This is a genomic window from Caballeronia sp. LZ035 (genome assembly GCF_031451175.1).
Classification (GTDB): Bacteria; Pseudomonadota; Gammaproteobacteria; order Burkholderiales; family Burkholderiaceae; genus Caballeronia.
In genome coordinates this window covers 336,087-357,219 of the sequence record NZ_JARUXS010000002.1, presented here as the reverse complement: position 1 = coordinate 357,219, position 21,133 = coordinate 336,087, and the positions used below count along the sequence as shown (strand labels likewise).

Annotated in this window: 16 protein-coding genes; all 16 read right to left on the bottom strand. The window is 67.2% G+C overall.

The window, feature by feature from the left end:
* Nucleotides 1–40: 40 nt before the first annotated feature.
* From tssA to tssF, 16 genes are read right to left on the bottom strand one after another with little or no spacing between them, the layout of a single operon-like run.
* Nucleotides 41–1,186 carry a type VI secretion system protein TssA gene (gene tssA / locus QCE88_RS17215; RefSeq protein WP_309904283.1) on the bottom strand — a complete coding sequence of 382 codons (1,146 nt, stop codon included), beginning with the start codon at nucleotides 1,184–1,186 and terminating at the stop codon, nucleotides 41–43.
* Nucleotides 1,183–5,307 (bottom strand): type VI secretion protein IcmF/TssM N-terminal domain-containing protein, encoded by a 4,125-nt coding sequence (locus tag QCE88_RS17210; protein ID WP_309904281.1) that lies wholly within the window; start codon nucleotides 5,305–5,307, stop codon nucleotides 1,183–1,185. The genes tssA and QCE88_RS17210 overlap by 4 nt, the downstream gene beginning before the upstream one ends.
* Before the next feature lie 55 nt (nucleotides 5,308–5,362).
* A complete protein-coding gene (locus tag QCE88_RS17205; RefSeq protein WP_309904279.1) occupies nucleotides 5,363–6,115 on the bottom strand; it encodes a DotU family type IV/VI secretion system protein in 753 nt (250 codons plus the stop codon).
* A gap of 49 nt (nucleotides 6,116–6,164) precedes the next feature.
* Nucleotides 6,165–7,499, bottom strand: coding sequence for a type VI secretion system baseplate subunit TssK (gene tssK / locus QCE88_RS17200; RefSeq protein WP_309904277.1), 1,335 nt, complete (start codon nucleotides 7,497–7,499; stop codon nucleotides 6,165–6,167).
* Complete coding sequence (locus QCE88_RS17195) at nucleotides 7,496–7,957, bottom strand: hypothetical protein (protein WP_309904276.1); 462 nt, start codon at nucleotides 7,955–7,957, stop codon at nucleotides 7,496–7,498. The genes tssK and QCE88_RS17195 overlap by 4 nt, the downstream gene beginning before the upstream one ends.
* Nucleotides 7,954–9,378 (bottom strand): cation:dicarboxylate symporter family transporter, encoded by a 1,425-nt coding sequence (locus tag QCE88_RS17190; protein WP_309904274.1) that lies wholly within the window; start codon nucleotides 9,376–9,378, stop codon nucleotides 7,954–7,956. The genes QCE88_RS17195 and QCE88_RS17190 overlap by 4 nt, the downstream gene beginning before the upstream one ends.
* Nucleotides 9,375–10,076: an amino acid racemase gene (locus QCE88_RS17185; RefSeq protein ID WP_309904272.1), complete on the bottom strand. Its 702-nt coding sequence runs from the start codon at nucleotides 10,074–10,076 to the stop codon at nucleotides 9,375–9,377. Before QCE88_RS17185 ends, QCE88_RS17190 begins: the two co-directional genes overlap by 4 nt.
* 12 nt (nucleotides 10,077–10,088) lie before the next feature.
* Complete coding sequence (locus QCE88_RS17180) at nucleotides 10,089–11,363, bottom strand: cation:dicarboxylate symporter family transporter (protein ID WP_309904269.1); 1,275 nt, start codon at nucleotides 11,361–11,363, stop codon at nucleotides 10,089–10,091.
* 48 nt (nucleotides 11,364–11,411) lie between these two features.
* Nucleotides 11,412–12,341 (bottom strand): substrate-binding periplasmic protein, encoded by a 930-nt coding sequence (locus QCE88_RS17175; protein WP_409018155.1) that lies wholly within the window; start codon nucleotides 12,339–12,341, stop codon nucleotides 11,412–11,414.
* An 11-nt stretch (nucleotides 12,342–12,352) separates the two neighbouring features.
* Nucleotides 12,353–12,583, bottom strand: a complete 231-nt coding sequence (locus tag QCE88_RS17170) for a hypothetical protein (protein ID WP_309904267.1) — start codon at nucleotides 12,581–12,583, stop codon at nucleotides 12,353–12,355.
* 9 nt (nucleotides 12,584–12,592) lie between these two features.
* The gene (locus QCE88_RS17165) at nucleotides 12,593–12,979 is read right to left on the bottom strand and encodes a DUF4280 domain-containing protein (RefSeq protein WP_309906475.1); all 387 of its coding nucleotides are present in this window, start codon (nucleotides 12,977–12,979) and stop codon (nucleotides 12,593–12,595) included.
* Nucleotides 12,980–13,007: 28 nt separating this feature from the next.
* Nucleotides 13,008–13,700, bottom strand: coding sequence for a toxin-antitoxin system YwqK family antitoxin (locus QCE88_RS17160; protein ID WP_309904265.1), 693 nt, complete (start codon nucleotides 13,698–13,700; stop codon nucleotides 13,008–13,010).
* Nucleotides 13,701–13,708: 8 nt separating this feature from the next.
* Nucleotides 13,709–15,634 (bottom strand): type VI secretion system tip protein TssI/VgrG, encoded by a 1,926-nt coding sequence (gene tssI / locus QCE88_RS17155; protein ID WP_309904263.1) that lies wholly within the window; start codon nucleotides 15,632–15,634, stop codon nucleotides 13,709–13,711.
* 4 nt (nucleotides 15,635–15,638) lie between these two features.
* Nucleotides 15,639–18,332, bottom strand: coding sequence for a type VI secretion system ATPase TssH (gene tssH, locus QCE88_RS17150; RefSeq protein ID WP_309904261.1), 2,694 nt, complete (start codon nucleotides 18,330–18,332; stop codon nucleotides 15,639–15,641).
* Nucleotides 18,333–18,337: 5 nt separating this feature from the next.
* Complete coding sequence (tssG, locus tag QCE88_RS17145; RefSeq protein ID WP_309904259.1) at nucleotides 18,338–19,420, bottom strand: type VI secretion system baseplate subunit TssG; 1,083 nt, start codon at nucleotides 19,418–19,420, stop codon at nucleotides 18,338–18,340.
* A complete protein-coding gene (tssF, locus tag QCE88_RS17140) occupies nucleotides 19,375–21,132 on the bottom strand; it encodes a type VI secretion system baseplate subunit TssF (protein WP_309904257.1) in 1,758 nt (585 codons plus the stop codon). Before tssF ends, tssG begins: the two co-directional genes overlap by 46 nt.
* Nucleotide 21,133 lies beyond the last annotated feature (1 nt).

Genomic DNA, 21,133 nt, shown 5'->3' with positions numbered 1-21,133 from the left:
TGGTCAATGGTTGTTGTCTTGGTGATGGAGCGAACCAACGTCATTCGATGCCGAGCATCGACAGATAACGGGCCATGTCGCCTTCGCTGCGCACGACTTCGCGCATCAGTTCGGGCAGCGGCATCTTGCCCCAGGCCACCGCGCGCCACAACAGGAACGGCGTCGGGCTGTGCGGTTCCTGTTCGGCGAGATAGTCCGCCACGAGTTCGAGCAACTGATACGCATGCGCACGGTTTTCCACGCGCGCGAGCGGGACCGCGCCCGCATGGCTCAGCGGCATCGCTGCGGTGAGCGGCGTTGTCGGGAGTTCGTGCAACACGGTGTCGATGGCGTGCTCCTGCGAGGCAAATTGAGTGTGGGCAAGTGCATCGCCGACATGGATCGGCTCGGCCGGCGCCGGGCGCGCGTTGTCGCCGATCAGGCTCGTCACCGCTTGCAGCACGCGTCCGAGCGTGTCCGCGACGCGTCCCAGATGCGGCGCTTCATGTCCGAGCCGCTCGTCGAGCCGCGCGCTGAAGGTACGCCACGCGGCCTGCGCGGTTTCCACTTGCTGATGCAGCGTCACCAGCGCCGCGAGGTTGCCGGCGCGGCGCACGTGCTTGTCGAGCAGATCGCGCGTGAGCGTCGCGCCCTCGCCCGCCTGCGACGTGATGACGTGCTGCCATTCGTCGAGGTTCACGTACTCCGGCTCGCGATCCTCGATCATCAACAGCGGCAGATGCACGGTAAGCACGAGCGGCAAGGTCTCGTTGAGCCACGCGAACGGCGCAATGCGCGCGTCGGCGTCGCCGGCTTCGAGTTCGGGCCAGGCGTGCGGCCAGTAGCGGTCCGCGAGCGCGATCATGAGCCGCGTGCCTGCAATCAGTCCTTCGACGCGATGCATCCGCGTCCACGCTTCGCACAGCCATGCCGCCAGCTGGAAGTCCTTGCTGCGGGTAGCAAGCGCTTCGGCACACAAGGCCGCGACGCGCTTCCAGTCGGCCTTGACGAGCGGCCGTTCCCACTCGCCCATCGGCAGCGTAGCGTCGTCGTGACGGCGCGCATCGCGAATCTGCTGATACACCGGGTCATAACGCAGGGACACGCCTGCGCCACCGTTGTCATCGTCGTTGCTGATGGGTTCGAGCAGCGCGTCGAAGTCGATCACGACCGTCGCCACGGTGTCCATCGGATAGGCCTGTTTCATAACGCGCTCCATTCGGGTGCACGAACCGGGAAGCTGCCGGGCCACGGCAGCGGCGTCTTCTTGCCCGCAGGCATCAGCGTGACGCGCATGAAGAGGCGTCCGTGCGCCTGCTTCGGCAACAGCGAAAGATCGGCCGGATTGGCCGTGCTCAACGGGAATTCGAGGCGCAGCAGTTGCGACACGCGATCGCCACGCGGCCCCGCATCCGCGACACGCTGACGATTCACGAACGAGATCAGCGCCCACGGATCGTTGAACTGCCACGTCAGCGTGCGACCGTCGGTGCTGTAGCCGCGTTGCTGCGGATCGGCGGCGGCGGCCAGCGGCGAGTCCTTCGCGAAGTGCACGGTGAGCACGACCGGCGTGCCGAAGTCCCAGTGCAGCGTGCGCGGCGCGTCGTTCATCGACAGGCTTTGCGAGCCGGTCGTGAGCGTCCAGTCGATCATCTGGTTGCCGGCCACTTCGGCATTGCGGTTCACGCGGAACTCGACGTTCAGGTCATAGCCGTTGGGCGCGCCGTCGTCGGACGGATAGAGCGGCGCAAGCAGCGCCTTCACCTGATCGAAGTTGTCGATGAACTGGCGCACCTTGTTGTTGGTCAGCGACGCAGTGGACCCCGACGCATGGAAGGTCTCCGACACGGCGTCATAGCGCTTGAGCACCTGCCCCAGTTCGCCGAAGTCCGCGACGCTCGGCGTGGCCGCGTTCGCGCGCGCCGCCACCGGCTGCATGCTGGCGCTCTCGAACGGCAAGCGGCCCGCGACGCTCTCGTTGAACGCGCTCGCGAAGTTGCCCCATTCCTGCCGCAGGTCGAACACGTAGCCCGAGCGGCAACGCGCGAGCAGACGGTCGTAGAGACGCGCATGCAGGGTCGCGAAGTAATCGTCGCCGCCGCCGCTCGACACGCGGCCCGAAAACTTCGACATGCAGCCCGCGCCATTCGGATCCGCTGCCACGGACAACGCGAACTGCTCCAGACGCAGCAGGCTGCTGTTCGGATTCTTGAGCCGATAGCGTTCGAGATCGCGTTCGATGGCCTGCCAGCGCTGCGCGAGGGGCGACGCGGCATCGGCGGTATCGAGTGCGGCGAGATAGGTCGCGGCCTGCTTGCCGAGCGCCAGCGCGCGCTGCGCCTGCTGATCAAGATACGGCGCGAGACCCGCCGCATCGTTGACGCCGAAAGCCGCGAGAATCGGCGCACGCGTGCTGTGCGCGGTGTCCGGCATGTCCTGGCGCGTCGCGTACAACTCGGATTGCGTGAGGGCCTCATCGACACGCTGAAGGTGCTGCATCGCATCGCCGGACACGAGCGTGTTCAGCTCCTCGATCTGCGCGCTCGCGCCGAGTTCCGTCAGCAAGGCGCCGATGCGCGCGATCCGTGCCCGCGCTCCGTCGAAGGCGGCCGTGTCGGCATCGCTCAAAGGCGCTGCAGGAGCGATGTTCGCCGCCGCCGCCGTCTGCGCAATCAGCAAGCGCGCGAACTGCTGGTCGAGCGCCGTTTCGACCGCCGGACGCGCCGTTGCCGGCAGGTTCACGAGGCCATCGGTCAGGAAGCGCTTGCGCATGTCGCCGAGTGCGAGCGCCTGATCGAGCTGCGTGCGATCCCAGGCGATGGCGCTGCCATCGACGAGCGTCGGCAGTTCGCGGTCGCGCGGCGCGATCATGAACGGCTGGTTCAGCAGGTTCGACAACGCATCGCGCAGCGCCGCGCGGCCCGGCGACACCGTGTAGCGCGCGTCCTTGTCCGACCAGAGCACGCCGCTGTCCGCGCCGCCGAAGCGCAACGCCAGTTCGCTGCGGAAGGCCTGGAAGCCGGTGTCATCGCGCTGGCGCATCTGGTTCGCGAGATCCGCGCCCAGCAGCCGGTTCTGCGCGATGCGCGAGAGCGTGCGGTCATACACCGCGCCTGGCATGAACTGCGTCTGATGCAGCCAGCCGCCCTTGCCTGAAGCCAGCAGCTCGCGCTGTGTATCGACGCCCGCCACCACCGCGCGATACCCCGCCGCGATGCGCGTGATGTCGCCGCTGTCGCCCTCGGCCATGCCGAGGCCGTTCAGATGCTCGCTGATGCCGCGCTCCGCCGTGAGCAGCGGATTGTTGGCGAACAGGCCGTTGTCGAGTTGCTGCGCGCCCTTGTCGAGCGTGCAGCGGAACGCCTGGCGCACCGCCGTCACATCGACGCCCGCATCCGTGCTCGCCACGCCATCGCGGCCCGCGCGCGCACGATGAAAGTACGGCACGCTGTCCGCCACGCTGCCCTGCAACTCCGCGCCGAGTGCATAGCGCACGACGAGCCGCAATGCGTCGGCGTTGCCTGACGAAGGCTGCTGCAAGCGTTGCAGCGCCTGCAAGGCGGCGTCGAACTGATCGACGTTGTTCACATACAGCTGAAGCGCGCGCATGGGCGGCAGATCGTCGATGGCGAGGCTCGCGGGCGCGAGCGCATCGCTGCGCGCACCGGCGGGCGCGGCGCAGTCGTCGCCGATGATCAGTTGCCCGGTGCTCGGGTCGCGTCCCACGCCGGTCAGCGTGCTGACGCGTGCGACCATCTGGCGTTCGAGTGCGGCCACCGCGATCTCGCCGAACTCACGCTCGAAGCGCTCTTTCACGCGTGCGTTGAGGTCGTCGATGAAGGCCCACGAGCCCGGCATGAACACGGTCCAGCCGGTGCCCGTCTTGATGTTCTGGTTCAGCGCGATCAGGCCGAGCGCCTTGCGCCGATACCAGTCGGCAGGCATGTCCTGGCCTTGCTGCGCGGCGGCGGCACGCTCGGCCGAATCACGATGCAGCGAACCGAGCGCCGCGACGAGTTCGCCGTTGCGGTGGCTCAGTTGCGCCGTCGCGACCATCAGCCCGATGCCCCAGCCGCCCAGCAGCGCCACGCCGCCCCAGCGCAGCGCGCGGTTGAGCACCGGCCGCGTCAGATGCTGCGAACGTGAAGGACGCGTGAGGCCGTACTCGGAGAAGATCTTCTTTTCGAACAGATCGCGCAGGAACGCGGGCTGCAACATCAGGTCGTTGATGTGCGCGTTCGGTTCGCGACGGCCGTCGCCGAGTTCGTGTTCGGCTTCCGGGGCTTCGTCTTGCAGCGTGTCCGGCGTGGCGCTCACCACGTCCTGCGCGACGCTCCACTGCGCGAACTCGCTTGCATCGCCGGTCAGGTAAATGCCGCGAAAGAAGAACGGCTCGTGGTACGCGCTCGCGCGCAGCAGTTCATCCACATAAGACTGGAGCTGCGCGCGCATGGCGTCGATGCGCGAAGGCAATTGCAGGAACTGGCGTGCGTCCAGATGCGCCGGATCGAGCGCGAACAGTTCCGCGCTCGCATCCGACACCGAACGCATCACGCTGTTCATCGCGGTATCGACCCAGCCGGGCTGATACGTGGTCGAGAGATCGTAAGGCGACGACCAGCCGAGCATACTGGCGCGCAGCGGCTCCGGCAACGCGCGTGCGAAGGTCGCGAAACCCGGCAGCGCATCGCAACCGGTCACCACGACATACACCGCGAAACGCATCGCGAAGCGGTTCTGCGCGAGCCACAAACGGCGGTGCGCCAACTTCGCGTGGCGCACGAGTTCCAGGCGCGCATCGGTGTCGTCGGCGAGCAGGGTTGCTGCGGGCACCGTGATGACCACCGAATCGAACGGACGCTGCGGCCGATAGTTCCGGCACAGGCTCAGGAACTCGTCCCACGGCTTGCCTTCGTCGTCATCGGGCGAGCCGAGATAGGCCGCCTTGATATCCACGACAATGCCGCGATCGAAGAAATGCCACGAGATGCCGTCGGTGGCCGCGAGGCTCGACGCATCCGCGCCGAGCACGCTCGTCACGCCCGCCTGCGCGATCGGCAGCGGACGCGGATCGTCGCCTTCGTTGAGGATCATCACCCACGGAATGTTGTAGCGTTCCGCGCGCGTGGCGATATTGCCCTCGATCAGTTCGACCGCCTGCCGGAACGCGCTGCGCAGCGAATCCGAACGCAGCCGCACGATCTTGCGTTCGGCCTGCGGCTTCGCATGCGAACCATGCAGCGCGAAGTAGACCACCGCGCCGAGCACGACCAGCACGACCAGCGTCAGCACGCCGATGGACAGCAGAAAGAGATTGCTCGTCAGCATGGCCGCGCTCCTTGCTGCGCGCGGCGCGTCATGCCCGTCGTTGAAATCAGGCGCTTCATTGGCTCACTCCCGCGACCGGATCGGCATGCAGCGCTTCGCGCACGGGCCAGGACTGCCACAGCCACAACAATTCCGACACCGCGAGCAGCGACACCGCCGCCAGCATGAAAATCACGGCCCAGCGGCTCACGGTCGGCAGCTTGCGCGGCGCGACGTGCGACAGCGTGTTCGCATACGCGCCTTCGGACAGCACGCGGTCACGCCCGCCGAGATCCGCGCGGCGCTGATACACGAACTCATACAGTTCCTCGCGATAGCTGCGCAGGCGCGCGGCGGCGTCGGTGCCGCGGAAACGGCCCTGGAAGCCCATCGCCAGCGTGAACAGATACAGCCGCGCGATCGTGCGGCGCGACGGCTCACGGTCCGACAGCAATTGCTCGATACGGCGAAACACCAGGTCGCCCGCGACATTGGTGCGGAACAGCGTCGATTCGAGCAGATACGCGGTCCAGCGCTCCTGCCCGGCCCACGGCGTGTTGAGCAGCAGTTCGTCGGCGAGGACGGCCTTCAGATAGCGCGCGTCCGACACCGTCTCCATCTCGAAGCGCGTCGTGTCGCGGCGCGATTGCAGCGTCTGGATTTCGAGCAGGTTGATCAGGTGCCGGCTCATGCCTTGCGCGGCGAGATCGGGATCGGCGTCGGGCATTTCGGAGAAGCGCGCCTGGGCCTTCACGAGTTCATCGAGAAAGCTACGGAACTGCTCCGTGACGACGTCGTCTTCTTCGGGTTCGGGTCGGTTGCGTGCCATGCTTAGCCTGCTTTCGTCTCTGCTTTCATCTATATGGATGCGCCGCGCATCAGCCCTTCACGAACAGCAGCATTTCCTGCGGTCGCTGCGCGCTCGCGCCTTCATTCGGGTTGCCGATCACGAGCAGTTCGCTCGCGAGCACCAGCGCCGGCTCCGCCATCAGCTCGAACAGCAGATAGCCCGAGCCCGAGCGCAGGCCGAGGTCCTCGGCGTAGTCGATCCCGCGTCGCGCCGCACCCAGTACGCGACGGCTGCGCAGCGACGCATACACCGACTGCGAGCCGATCACCGCGCCGTCCATCCACGCGAGCAGGTCGCGGTCCGACTGGCCGCGCAGGCCCACGACGAGCCGCTCGCCGATCCAGTCCGGATCGAGCGCGAGTTCGAACGCGCCATGGCGGAATTCGAACTTGTGCTCGCGATATTCCTCGTTCACTTCCGACATCGATTCGCGCAACGAGCGCAGCAGCGGCGTGAAGACGCCGAGCGGGTCGGCGTGATCGTAGTCGGGCGGCGCGGGCGGCAGGCCGCCGGGCTTGAGCGTCGCGAGCGAGCCGTTGAGCGCCGCGAGCGCGTGATATAGCCCGAGCGGATGCAGATGCGGCGTGCGCAATACGGCTTCCGCGAGCGGCAGTGCGCTCATCAGGCTGCGCAGGCGGTCTTTCAGTTCGAGTTGGGTCAGACGGTCATCGACCTTCGACGAAGGATTCGCGGTCTGGCGCGCGACGAAGGCCGCCTTGCCGCGCAACTGGCCCAGCAGCGATGCGACGCTCGTCCACAGCGGATTGTCCCGGGCTATCTCGAGCAGCGGCGGCTGATGCTCGCCGAGATGCACCACTTCATTGTCCTTGTAGAGCGAGCCCAGGCGTAGCCACACGTGCATCGCGGAAGGCACTTCGCTCGCCGAGAGCGCGAGGTTCGGCACGAGGCGCGGGATATCGGCGGGCGGGGCATCGGAGACCTGGTCGTCCACCGGCTCGCCGGAAGTCGAACGGAAGCGGCGCACCTGCGCGGCGCGGCGCATCGCGCCCGCACCGGGCAGCGTCAGATAGAAATCCAGCGGCCCGTTCGACAGCTGCTCGGCGAACGGCTCCAGCGAGAGCTCCAGACGCGCGCCGTCGCTGTGCTGCGCGTCGTAGGTGACGGCGGTGCCGTCGGGCAAGATCGCGTCGAGTTCGAGCACGCGAAGCAGGCCGGCGGGCAGCAGGCCCTGATCGAACCGGAGCTTGCGCACGCCCCAGCTGAACGGCGCGGCGGCGAGCGTCTGCCATGCGACGAGCGTATCGACGCGCGCAGCCATCTGCTGAAAATGCTGCGGCGAGAGCAGCATGCCCTCGTACCACTCGATACGCTCGGTCACCGCCGGCGTGCGGTCATGCATCATTTCGAATCCGTCACGATAAGGTTGTTGGCATTCAGCTGCACGACCATGCGGCCGCTGAAGCGCTCGATCCGCACGCGATGCGCGCCCGGATCCCGATAGTTCGCAAACACGAATACGCCCGCGACGCGCGGCCCCGCAAACGTCTCGCCGTTCACCTCGATGCGAAAGCCCGGCACGATCTCCCAGCTCTTGTAGCGCAGCGCCTTCGGAAAGGTGCGCGCAAGATCCTCGCGGCCCGCGAACCACTTCGACGCGGGCAGTTCCGCGATGCGCGCGAGCATCGCTTCGTCGCTGACGAGCACGATGTCCACGGCGACCGGGCTGTTGTTGTTGACGTCGTCGCTGGCATCGAGCGTGACTTCCGACCACTTCGCCTTGTCGCCCGACAAGCCCAGCGCGCCGCAGCCCGAAAGCGCGGCCGCCAGCAGCAGCGTCACGATCAGATTCACCTTCTTCATCTTGCTCCCACTCCAATTCCCAGCAGCACGATCAGCGAGGCCACCGTCATCAGGCAGCCGGTCGCGAGCGCGAGCTGGCCGCGCGTGAACGTGAAGCGCAGTGTCGTATCGAGGCGTGCCACGCCGCCCGTCGCGTCGACGGCCGCGTGGCGCTCCGAAGGCAGTCCCGCCGACACCAGCGCGATCACCATGCAGGCGGACAACAGGCTCAGCGCGTTGCGCGGCCCTTCGCAGATCAGGTCGAGCGTCACGAAGAGCACGCCCGCCGCTTCCACGGGCAGGTTCAGCATCGACAGGACGATGCCCATGTAGCCCACCGACGCCACGCCGCCCTGTCCCGCCGACACCAGCGCAGCGATCACCGACGCCGCGCAGACGATCAGGATTTCACCCGCGCCGAGCGGCCGGTTATACAGGTTCGCGACGAACACGGCGGCGAGCGCGTAATACAGCGCGGCGCCGGCGCGCACGAACACGGAGCCGAACGGCACGACCAGTTCCACGACGCCGCGTGAGAAGCCCAGCCGCTGGCTGAGCGCTTCGATGGTGTGCGGGATCGGCGCGGTCGCGCTACCCGACGTGAGGCCGACCAGCAGCGGCGCCTTCAACTGGCTCAGCACCTGCATGAAGGGCTGGCCGGCGCGCACCGCGATGGTGACGAGCGCCAGTCCGCCAAGCGCGCACGCGGCCAGGCCGAAGCACACGAGGAAGCTGCTCATCGCGTGGAGCGTTGCGGCTTCGGTGTTCGCGACGAGATGCGCGGCGACGCCGAACGCGAGCACCGGCAGCAGCAGATTGGCGCGCGCAATGATGGTTTCGAGCGCGCGATAGACGCCTTCGAACACGCTGCTCAACGTGGCGGTCTGTTCGCGCGACAGCGCCGCGAACGCGAGGCCGAACAGAATGGTCGCGGTGAAGATGCCGAGCGAATGACCCTGCGCGAGCACGCGGTAGAAGTTGTCCGGGAAGATGTCGCTCACGCCGACGAAGCTCGCGCCTGTCGCGGCAGCCGCGCCGTGATCGAACAGCGCGACCTGCATGTCCTCGGCGCTACTCGCGCTTTGCAGCACGAGCCGGCCGAGTTGCGCGCGTGCCGCAGCGGACAGGTCCTGGCCCGGGCCGGCCATCACGCCGATCAGCGTACCCGCCACGCTGCCCAGCACCACGAGACCGAACGCGACCAGCAGCATCATGCCGATGCGGGTACGCGGACGCGGCAGCGCGATCACCTGGCGCAGCCCGAAGAAGGTGGCGACGACCAGCAGCGGAATCGCCGCCATGTTCACCACCGCCAGCACCATCTGGCCGACGAAATACGCCGCCGCGCCGGCCGGCTCGGCAAAGACGCCGCACAGCGCGCCCACCGCGATACACACGATGAGCCCGAGCGTGCTTTGCGAGAGCGTGTGCAGTGCCTTCATTGCGGGCGGTTCCAGCCGCGTTCGCACGCGTAACGGACGGTGGCGCGCGCGAGTTCCAGCGTGCTGTCGATCAGCGTGACCGGCGGTTTCCCGATGCGCCGCGCGGCCAAGGGAATCTCCGTGCAGGCCATCAGCGCCGTGCCGATGCCCTGCTCCGCGAGCATCGCCAATGCGGCTTCGAGATGCGCGGCGGCGGCATCGAGATCGCCGGCCTTCACTTCGCGGATACAGTCGCGCACCAGCGGCTGCATGGCCGCGTCCGGCACGACGGGTTCGATATCGAGCTCGGTCAGCGCCTGCTGATAGAAGCCCGACACGAGCGCGCCGCCGGTCGCCAGCAGCGCCACGCGACGCGCCGTGCGCGGCACCGCCGCCACGCAGGTCTGCGCGATGTGCAGCACCGGCGCGGCGCTGCGCGCGCGCATCGGCTCGTACCAGTGATGCGCCGAGTTGCACGGAATCGCGATCAGACCCACATGGTTGCGGTTCAACAGGTCGATGCCGTCCAGCAGCGCCGGCAGCGGATCGGCGCCATGGTCGATGATCGCGCTCGACCGGTCGTCGATATGCGGCAGGTTCGCGACGATCATCGGCAGATGGTCCTGGTCGCGGCTCGCCTGCGTGAGCCGCACGACCTTGTCCATGAAGTCGACCGTGGCGAGCGGTCCCATGCCGCCGAGAATGCCGATCAGTGCCATGAGCGGTGGCTCCTAGATTTTCAGCGGACGCGGGCAGATCACCGAAACCGCCGCCGCGTTGCCGATCACCAGCACCAGCGTGCGCAGCATGTCGCAGATCGGATCGACGGCGAGGAACAGGATGAACGCCGCTTCGAACGGCAGTTGCAGGTACGAACAGGTCATGCCGACCAGCGACACCGTGACGAGACCCGTCATGCCCGCCGACGCAAAGCCCGCCAGCACCGACGCGAGCAGCACCGTCACGATCTCGACCACGCCCAGCGAATGCCCGTACAACTGCGCGATGAACAGCGTGGCGCACACGTAATACACCATCGGGCCGACGCGCAGCAGCGAAATGGTCAGCGGCACGAGCAGCTCGACGCGCGAACGCGCGAAGCCCAGGTCATCGACGAGGCTCTCGATCATGCTCGGCATGCAGGCGGCGCTGTTGCGCGTGGCGAGCGCCAGTGCGAACGGGGCGCGCAGTGCATCGAGCGTCTTGCCGAGGCTGTGATTCGAACGCTTCCAGATGATCGCGGCGGCCAGCACGATCAGCAGCGCCGTCGCGATGACGAACGCGATCACGAATTGCAGCATCGCGTGCAGCGGACCGACGCCCGACTTGCCGAGTTGCGTCGCGCTCATGCAGAACAGGATCAGCGGCAGCGGATAGCTGAGCCAGTGCATCAGCTTCTGGCACGCGTGATAGACGGTTTCGAGCGACTGGCTCAGGCCCGCCGAGATGCGCTCCGGCACGCGGCCCACCGCGAGGCCGAACAGCAGCGCGAACACCAGCGCCTTGAGCGCGTCGCCGCTGGCGAGCGCCGCGAAGATGTTGGTCGGCACGAGGCTCGAGAGCACGTCGGCCAGGCTCAGCGTCTTCTGCGGCAGGTCGGCGCCGTAGAGGTTCATCACCGTGTCGCTCGACGAGCTGTCGCTGCCCACCATCAGGCCGAAGGTCTGCATCGTCGCCGTCGAGATGTTCGCGCCCGGATGCATGACGAGCAGCACGATGGCGCCCACTGCGGCGACCGTCGCGGAAGCGCCGAGGAACACCGTCAGCACGCGCACCAGCAAGCGCGAGGTGCCGCCGTCGCGGAACAGGCGTTGCAGGCTGAAGATCACCGCCGAGATCATGAAGGGCAGCGTGGTCATCTTGAGCAGATCGACGTAGATGTCGCCGAGCAGGCCGAGCTTCTGCGCCGCGGCGGGCATCAACAGGCCGAAGGTGCCGCCGAGCGCGAGGCTGCCGATCACCACCCACGGGTTGAGTACGAATGCGTAGATCCTGCTGGAATTCATGGCTTTCTCTTATGGATGTCTTGTGGTCTCGTCGCTTACCGCCAACGCTCAGTGGTCCGCCGCCTGAAGCACCGAACTCACGTTCAGCTTCACGCTGCGTTCCGCGAGGAACTGATTGATGAAGGACAGCAGCGCCGGGGCGTTCACATTGACGCCGATGGCGAGCGTATCTTCCAGGTCCTGCAAGGTCACGACGCGCAGGCGCAGCGACGCGGTCGGGTCGACCTTGAGCACGCGCTTCACTTCGAATTCGTCGCGATATGCAGCGGTGATCTCGCCGGCGTTGAGCGCCTTCAGCACGTCTTCCCAGGTCGCGAAGCTGCGCACCTGCGCATGCGGGAAGTTGTTGATCACATAGCCCGCATACGACGAATTCGCGACCACGCCGATGGTGCTGTCGTAGTTGCGGATCACTTCGGGCACCGAGCGGCCGTGCGCCAGTTGCGCGAACTTCACGCGGTTCAGCAGCAGCGCGCGTTCGAGGCGCAGATAGGGCGTGCTGAAGGAGATCACCGTCGCGCGCGTCAGCGTGCGGGAGAGCTTGCTCACGGCGATGTCGGCCTGGCCGCGTGCGAGCAGATCGACGACTTCGTCGAAGGTCTTCGCGTCGCGGTTGAAGCGGACCTTCACGCGCAGCTTCTGCGCGATGTCCTTCGCGAGATCGATGTCGAGGCCGGTGAGCGTGCCGTTCTTCTCTTCGAAGAACGGCGGCTGATCGACGCTCAGCACCGCGACCACCAGTTCACCGCGCCCGATGATGCGCGCGAACTCCGGCGCGAGCAGGCGTCCGTCCGGCATCTGCACGAGGCCGGTCGAGGTGAGCACTTGCGGTGCGGCGGGCGTGGCGGTGACGGGCGCAGCGAGCGGCGGCGTTGCAGCGAACGCGTTCGCCATCGCGCACAGCATCGGCACGGCGACAGCCAGCGCGCCGATGCGGCGAAGGTGTTTCGAAAGCAGGCGAATGAAGGTCAACGGCATGAAAGACGGTCTCAATTGGAAGAAGCAGAAGCGCTCGACGCCGCGGACGGATCCTGCGGCGGCAACACATCAGTGGGCACGGACGCGGCGATGGCAGGCGCAGGGCCCGCCAGAACCGCCGCCGGATGTCCCATGCGCGCGCCGATCTCGACGCCCAGCAGGAACAGCAGCACACACAGCAGCAACGCGCTCGCCGCGGCGATCGTCACCATGCGCGAGGTCATCGAAAAAACGTATTGCATCGTCGGTCCTCAGGCGGTCATCGTCGTGACCTGGGCGGGCGCGACCACCTGGATCACGCCCGCCCACATGCACATCAATTTGGAAGAGTTCTGCAACGCGGGCAGCGAGCCGATCAGCACCGTCGGCGAACCCGGCGCCCACGGCGCGACAGTAGCGGGCACGCACGGCATCGGCGTCAGCGCGCCGAGCGCGGCGGCCGTCGCGGCAACCACGACCGGATTCGCCATCGAGGTGCACGTGCCGAACGGCAGCACGTTGACCATCGGCACGTTGTCCATGATGGTCGCTGCCGGCGTGCCGCACAGCACGCGGTTCACGGGCAGCACTTGCAGCGTGCCCGGCGCCGCGCCAAAACTGCATTGCAACGTCGCCCCCGCTGTCACCTGGATTCCCATGTCCTGTTCCTTGTTCACGTGCGGGTCATCAGCCGCGCACCCACTTTTCCAGCTTGTTCACCAGACGCGGACCGCGCGCGCCGTCGCCAGGCTGCGCCGCGGCCTCGACCGCGCGCCATTCGCCCTGCGGCTTGCCCAGCTTGTAGCTGCGCTCGTGCGTCACCGCGCCGTCCGGCGCGTAGCGGCGCGCCGTGCCGTGCAGCAGTCCCGCGCGATACGGCAGGCCCGCCGCCAGCCCGCCATGCATGTCGTACTCACGCGTCTCGCCTTCGAACTGGCCCTTCGCGTAGCGCACACGGCGCGTGACCACGCCGTCGTGCATGAACACCGCTTCGCCGTCGGGCTTGCCCGCTTCCATCTTCATGCGCGACGTCACCAGACCCGACGGCGCATACGTCACGCTCTCGCCGTGCAACACCCCGAGCACATAGTGCTGGCGTGCCGCGATCCGGCCGTCCTGATACAGCGACATCACGCCGTCCAGCCTGCCGCCGCGATAGTGCGACGCCTGCACCGGCGCGCCTTCCGCGTCGAAGGTCTGCGTCGGCCCGTCCAGCACGCCGTGCGCGTACATCGCGCGCAGCAGCGTCGTGCCTTCCGGCGTGCACTGCATGGCTTCGCCGTGCGGCACGCCGTTCGCGAAGTGCATGTGGCCCACGAGATTGCCGAGCGCATCTCGCGTTTCGACCAAGGTGGTTTCCACCGCAGCGGCTTCCTTCATCACGCGCCTCAGTTCAACTGCACGACGCCGCCCTTCAGGGCCAGTTGCGCCGATGCCTCGACGGTCTGCGTCGCCGAAGCCTTGTGCGAAATCATTGCGCCCTCGGTGCTGAGCGTCGTTGCTGCCTTGCTCGCGTGCGTCGTGCCCGCTTCCGTCGCGAACGACGTTCCGGCCTTGATACTGACGGAGCCTGTCACCTCTATCGTCAGATTGCCGCCGACCTTGAGCGTGTAATTGCCATTCACCGTGTGAGCGTGGTCGCCGCTTATCATGTGCGTGAACTTCGCGTCATTGGTATGCGCTTCGTCGCCGGTCACGGAGAGCGTGCGCTTGCCCTTCACCGAATGCGTTTCGTTGCCTTCGCTCACCGCCACGGTGCGGTCGCCCTTCGAGACCGTGTGGGTTTCCGCGCCCGCCATGACCGTCGTGGTCAGCGCGTTCTCGATATCGACCTTCATGTCCTTTTGCGCATGAAAGAACAACTCTTCGGCGTCGAGCTTGTCTTCCATGCGGATCTCGTTGCCCGCTGCGCCGTTCTTCGACGAGCGCGAGCGGATCACGCTCTGCGTCTGGTTGTCCGGCAGCGCGACGGGCGGCGCGTTCTGGCCGTTGTAGACGCAGCCGGTGACGATGGGCCGGTCCGGGTCGCCATCGACGTAACTCACGACCACTTCCTGGCCGATGCGCGGCAGGAACAGATGCCCCCAGCCCGCGCCGGCCATCGACTGCGCCACGCGCACCCAGCACGAGCTGTCTTCGTTCGAGCCTTCGGAGCGGTCCCAGTGGAACTTGAGCTTCACGCGTCCTTGCGAGTCGGTCCAGATTTCCTCGTCCGACGGCCCGACGACCTTCGCCGTATGCGTGCCCGCCACCAGCGGACGGTGGCTCGCGTGCGGCGCGCGGAACGGCACGGTGGCCGGGAACACGTCGAAGGTATTGCGATATGACGCGTTCGATGCCGTATGCCGCACCGCGCGCACCACGTAGCTGGTGTTGAGCGCGCTGCTCGGATGGCCGCTCAGCGTGAACTTCGCGCCCGCCGCGAGGCTGTAGCAGCCGCCCTCGCCATGGCCGGTCTGCGCGTCGAGCGTATGCGCCTGCAAGTGCGTGCCGATCAGCGTGCCGCCGCGCCCGGTGTCCGTGTACTTGCCCGGGAACACATAGCGCGGCGCGGTCTGGATGGTCGAACTGCCCTTCTTCGTCGTCAGCAGCGCGACGTTCGGCGTCGCGTAGTCGTAATCGCCCGTGATGTGTTCGCCCGCCGTCACGCCCTGCGACATCGAGAAGCGGCCCAGATGCTGCGTCTGCGATACCTGGCTTTCCGGCATGTAGTACAGCGTGCTCACGGGGCCGTCGAGGTGCGCGGAGGTGTCGTCGGCGAGCACCAGGGTGTGCTGGTCCGCGGCGAACTCGAAGAAGAAGAAGATGCCTTCCTCTTCCATCAGCCGCGACATGAACGCGAACGGGCTCTCGTCGTACTGCACGCAATACTCGCGCGCCGTGCTGCCCGCGCCCTTGGTGCGATCCGCGAAGGTCACCGCGTAGGTCGTGAGCAGTTGCTTGATGATGTCGAGCGGCGTCTTGTTCTGCCAGATCACGCGGTCCTGGCCGAGCGCGAGCAGCCACAGGCGCGGCGCGAGTTCGGCGGAATAAAACGCGTGGCCGGCATCCGCGCCCGCATGCGCGAAGCGCGTCACGATGCCGTTGAAGCAGCGCGCCGTCTCACTGCCGTCCTTGAGCGTCACGGTGACGCTCTTGCCGACGATCTGCGCCGCATCCAGCGACATCTCGGTGGAACGCATCCGCAGGTCGAAGCGGAACAGCTCGGACAGCGCCTCGTGTCCGCCGAAACCGTCGAGCAGCAGCACGTCGGCGCCGAACGGCGTGGAGACGGTGGCGAAGCTGTTGGTCTGCGTCTGGGTCGGCGTGGACATGCGCTTACGCCTCCACCGGCGCGAAGCGGAACACGATCTCGTCCGCCGCCGACAGCGTCAGATGCACGCCGCCGAACGGCTCGGAGATCGAGATGCGTTCCAGCACCTGTTGCGCGAGTTCCGGCAAGACTGCTTGCGTCAGAATGTGATCGACGTTGCGCGCGCCGCTGTCCACTTCCTTGCAGCGTTGCGCGATCAGCGTGGCGACGCTCTCGTCCCACGTCAGCGGCGCGTGATGATTGCGCTCGAAGCGCCTGGCGATGCGTTCGAGCTTGAGCGTCACGATCGCGTTGATCTGCGCGTCGCCGAGATGGTAGTAAGGCACCAGCACGAGCCGCCCGAGGAACGCCGGGCTGAACTGGCGCAGCAGCGCCGGGCGCAGCTTCTCGATGATCTCTTCCGGCGGCGGACGGCGGCCGCCGCGGCAGGCGTCGGTGATGACGTCCTGCGCCGCGTTCGAGGTGAGCAGGATGAGCGTGTTCTTGAAGTCGATCGGCACGCCTTCGCCGTCTTCCATCACGCCCTTGTCGAACACCTGGAAGAAGAGTTCCAGCACGTCGGGGTGCGCCTTCTCCATTTCGTCGAGCAGCACGACGCTGTACGGACGGCGCCGCACCGCTTCCGTCAGCACGCCGCCGCGCCCGTAGCCGACATAGCCCGGCGGCGCGCCCTTGAGTCCGGACACGCTGTGCGCCTCCTGGAACTCCGACATGTTCACGGTAATCATGTTGCGCTCGCCGCCATACAGCATGTCCGCGAGTGCGAAAGCCGTCTCCGTCTTGCCGACGCCGCTCGGCCCCACCAGCATGAACACGCCGACCGGCTTGCCCGGATCGTCGAGATCGGCGCGGAACGTGCGCACGCGGCGCGCGATGGCGTCGAGCGCCTCGTCCTGGCCCACGACGCGTTCCGCCAGCTTGTCCTGCAGATACAGCACGGTATGCAGTTCGTCGGCGAGCATGCGGCCCACCGGAATGCCGGTCCAGCCCGAGATGACCTTGGCGACCGTCTCCGAATCGACGCACACCGGCACCAGCGGCTCGTCGTTCTGCACCGCTTCGAGGCCCTTTTCCAGACGCGACAGATTGGCGGTCAGCGACTCGGCGTCGTCGCCGTCTTCGTGCGCGGCGGGCGCGTCCTGTTCGACGAAATCGCGGATCTTCTTGCGCCACGCGAGGATTTCATCGACGGCGCGCTTTTCGGTGGCGAGCTTGTCGGTCAGGCGCGCGCGCTGGGTGCGCTCCTCGTCCAGCGTCTTCGACAGCGCCGCGATGGCTTCGGCGCGATCCGTGCCCGTCGCCGCTTCATGGCGGTAGATGCGCAACTGGTTCTCGGCGGTATCGATGGAACGGCCCAGCGCCTCGATGTCCTCCGGCACGCCGTTCTGTCCGATCGCGACGCGCGCGCAAGCCGTGTCGAGCACGCTGATCGCCTTGTCCGGCAACTGCCGTCCCGAGATATAGCGATGCGACAGCTTGACGGCATCGCGCACGGCGTCGTCGAGGATTTCCACGCCGTGATGTTCTTCCAGCTTGCGCACCATGCCGCGCAGCATGTCGATGGCGACCGCCTCGCTCGGTTCCTCTACCTTCACCACCTGGAAGCGCCGCGCGAGCGCCGGATCGCGTTCCACGTACTTCTTGTATTCGGCCCACGTGGTGGCTGCAATCGTGCGCAACTCGCCGCGCGCGAGTGCAGGCTTGAGCAGGTTCGCTGCATCGCCCTGACCTTCGCTGCCGCCCGCGCCGATCAGCTGATGCGCCTCGTCGATGAACAGAATCACCGGCACCGGCGACGCCTTCACTTCCGCGATCACCGACTTGAGCCGGTTCTCGAATTCGCCCTTCACGCCCGCGCCGGCCTGCAACAGCGCGAGATCGAGCGAACGCACCGACACGTTGACGAGCGCCGGCGGCACGTCGCCCTGCACGATGCGCTGCGCGAAGCCTTCGACCACCGCCGTCTTGCCGACGCCCGCTTCGCCCGTGAGGATCGGGTTGTTCTGGCGGCGGCGCAGCAGCACGTCGATCAACTGACGGATTTCACTGTCACGCCCGCGAATCGGATCGATCTTGCCTTCGCGCGCGAGGCCGGTCATGTCGACGGTGAACTGATCGAGCGCCGACTGCCGGCCGTTCGCGTTCGGCGCCATGCTTGGCATGGCATGGGCTTTCGCCGCTTGCGCATCGGGCGCGGCCACAGGCGTTTGCGCCCCGCCCGCATCTTCCGCCGAACCCGCAAGAATCGCCGCGAGCCGCTCGCGCAGGTTCGCGCGCGGAATGTTGAGCAGCGCGGGCGCGGATTCGAGCAGCATCCCGCGCAGGCTGTCCACTTCGAGCAGCGCGAGCGCCAGCGTGCCCGAGCGGATCTGCTGTTCGCCGAGCAGCATCGAACTGAGCAGCCATGCTTCCTGGAACAGCGGCGAAAAGTTCGGCGACAGCGCGGGCGTGCGGCCATTGCCGCGCTTGAACGCATCGACGGCTTTCTGCAGCTGCGCCGTCAGCGTCTCCGGCTTGATGCCGAAGTGCCCGAGGATCGCCTTCAGGTCGGGCGCGTCGGCTTCGAGCAGCACCAGCAGCAGATGCTCGACATCGACGTTGTAATGGGTCTGGCGCACGCACAGTTGCGCGGCCTGCTCCATGGCGAGCTTGCATTCGGGATTGAGACGGCCCAACAAGGTGCGGATATCGATGTCCATGCGCTTCAGGAGTTCGTCGGCGCGGCTGCGGGCGTCTCGCGCAGGGCGAGGCGCACCGGAGCCGGCGCGTGATCGGACCCGCGCGAACCGCCGAGCCACGAGGTCCAGCCGAGGCGGGACGCACGCGGGCCGCCGGCCTCGCAGGCAGTGCGTTGCGGCGCGAGATGCAGAACGACATGCACCTCGAGGTCCTGCTGGAGATACGCGCGCGTCAGCCAGGCAGCGAGCGCGTGAAGGCGTCCGCCGGGCAGGAGCGCGTCGAAGTGTTCCTTCGACAGATCGGGAAACACCAGACTGATGCCGCTCGCCTGATCCCAGGTCCGCTGCCCGAGCACCGTGAACGACGTGAGACGCGGCGCACCCGAGCCGGCACGCGCGAGACGCAGCGCATCCGCGCGATCCAGTTCGCGCCAGCCGCCTTCGAACTGCGTGCCGCGCACGGTCAGGCCGAGCCGGTCGGACAGCAGCGCGACGAGGCCGCTCATCGAACGCGGCGCGGCGCTCATCAGGCCCGCGTGACGCATCCAGAACCGCACGCCTTCCGGGCCGCGCACGCCCGCGCGCAAGCCGAGATTCGACAGCGCATCCAGCGCCCCCGCGAGCGCCGACGCATGCGGCGAACGCCAGTTCAGACCCGGCGCGTGCTTCTTGCGACTGCGGTACAGGAACGACAGGAAGCGGTGATTGAAGATGTCGAGCAGGTCGGCGGTGGCGTGATCGCGCTTCGCGCGGCGTTCCAGCACGAGTTCGGTGAACGACACCGGCAGCGGACCATTCGCGCCCGCCAGCGTGAGCACCGGCGTGGTCAGGGTCCAGGCGGCGCGCGGCGTGTAGTCGGGCGTCGCGGCATCGGCTGCGGTGTGCGCCTGCACGCGCCGCACATCGCTCGGTTCGAACGCGAGCGACACATGGCCCGTCAGCCGCACGCCTTCGCCAAGACCGTTGCCGCGCCCGAGCGGACGCGCGGACGGCACGGCGCGTTCCAGGAGACTGATCGCCTGGAACAGATCGAAACGCTGCGGATTCGCCTGGAGACGCGCGATCAGAGCAGCTGCTGGCAGCCGGTCATCGGCTCCCATTGCTTCCATGTCTCGTCTCCGCGGCGCACGACCAGCCGCACGAATGAATTGACCGAGGTGTACATCGCGAAGAAGCGCGCGAGCACGGCGCCCATCAGCAGCGGCGAGCCGCCGACGAAGGTGTCCGGATCGAACTCGACCGCCACTTCGGTGCCGCGGCAGTAGCCCCGCCACGCGTCGCTGCCGACGTGCGCCGTCACGCTGCGCGCCTCCACGCTGCGGATGCCGCGAATCTGATCCTGCTCGCGCGTGGTTTCGGCGGCGAACAGGCGCAGCATTTCCTGCAACTGCGCGCGGCCCGTCGCGCCGCTCACCAGCGAGTGATAGTTCAGGGTGAGCAGCGAGATCAGACGCCACAGCGTTTCGCTGCCGAGCGCCGGGCTGCGCTGCGCGGTCGGCTCGTACAGACAGCGCACGCGGGCATTCTGCGAAACCTTCTCGACGAACATGCGCGCGCCGATCGGCACGTGTTCTGCCAGCCGCCGGTTGGTACAGAGCACGTTTGCGTAGACCACCGGCGCGCCGGGTTCGGCGAGCGCGCTGGCCGCGTTGACGAAGCTCAGGAAGGTATCGGTGCCCTGCACGTTCTCGCGCAGGCTGTGTTCGCGCCGCGCCGACCAGAACACCGTTTCGCCATCGGCTTCGACGTGATCGATCGCGGAGAAGCACGGCACGGTTTCCGCGCGTTCCAGCGAAGGATCGGACGCGACCACCGAGACCACCGAATGAATCTCGGTGATCGCCTCGCGGCGCTGATCGGCGACGAGGCGGTATTCGTAATGACGCTGATCGACGACGATCGGCTCGCTCGTCTGCGAGAACAGGTTGATGACCGGCGTGCAGCCCAGCTGGAAGTTGCCCGCGTTCAGCATGCCGAGACCGCGCGGCGCGCGCGTCAGGTGCAGGACGATCTCGCAGCTGCGGCCACGGCCGAGACGCCCTTGCAGATGGTGCAGGTCGAAGAAATGAAACTTGCGCGGGAACGCGAAATATTCCTGCATCAGCGCATAGGCGGGTTGCGCATTCGGCGGACGCGGCAGCACGTCGTCGTGTTCGCCGTAGCCCACTTCGCGGAACGCGCGCGCGGGCAGCAGCGTCGCGGCGCGCGCGCCTTCGGGCCGCACCGAGACATCGGCGACGCCGGACACGAGCAGCTCGTAGAGCGGCATCGTCACCATCCAGTCGCCATGCAGATGCACGCGCAATTGCGCCAGCTCCAGCTCGCTGAAGTCAGCGCCGCCCGTGCATTCGAGCGTGAGGCGCAAGGTGGCGTCGTCGCCGAATTGCGCGCGGCTGATGACGAGCGGCCACAGCGTGGTGTCCCACGCGGTGCGAAAGCGGCACACGTCGCCGCTTTCGGTATGCGCCTGCAAGGCCGTATGGCGCGGCACGGCGAAACCGGCCGTCACCTTGCCCTGGCTCGGATCGAGTTCGAAGTGCGCGACCGTCATCGACGGCACCGGCTGCACGAGCGTCGGGCAGACGTTGTCGAGCAGCGCCGACGCCACTTGCGGAAACTCCTGATCCAGATCGCGATGCACGCGCGCGGCGAGAAACGCCGTGGCCTCGATCAGGCGTTCGGTATGCGGGTCCAGCGATTCCGTGCCATGCAGCGCAAGCCGCGACGCGATCTTCGGATAGCGGCGCGCGAAGTCGGCGCCCTGGATCCGCAGATAGGACAGCTCGCGCTTGTAGTACTGAAGGATGTCGTCGGGGGCCATG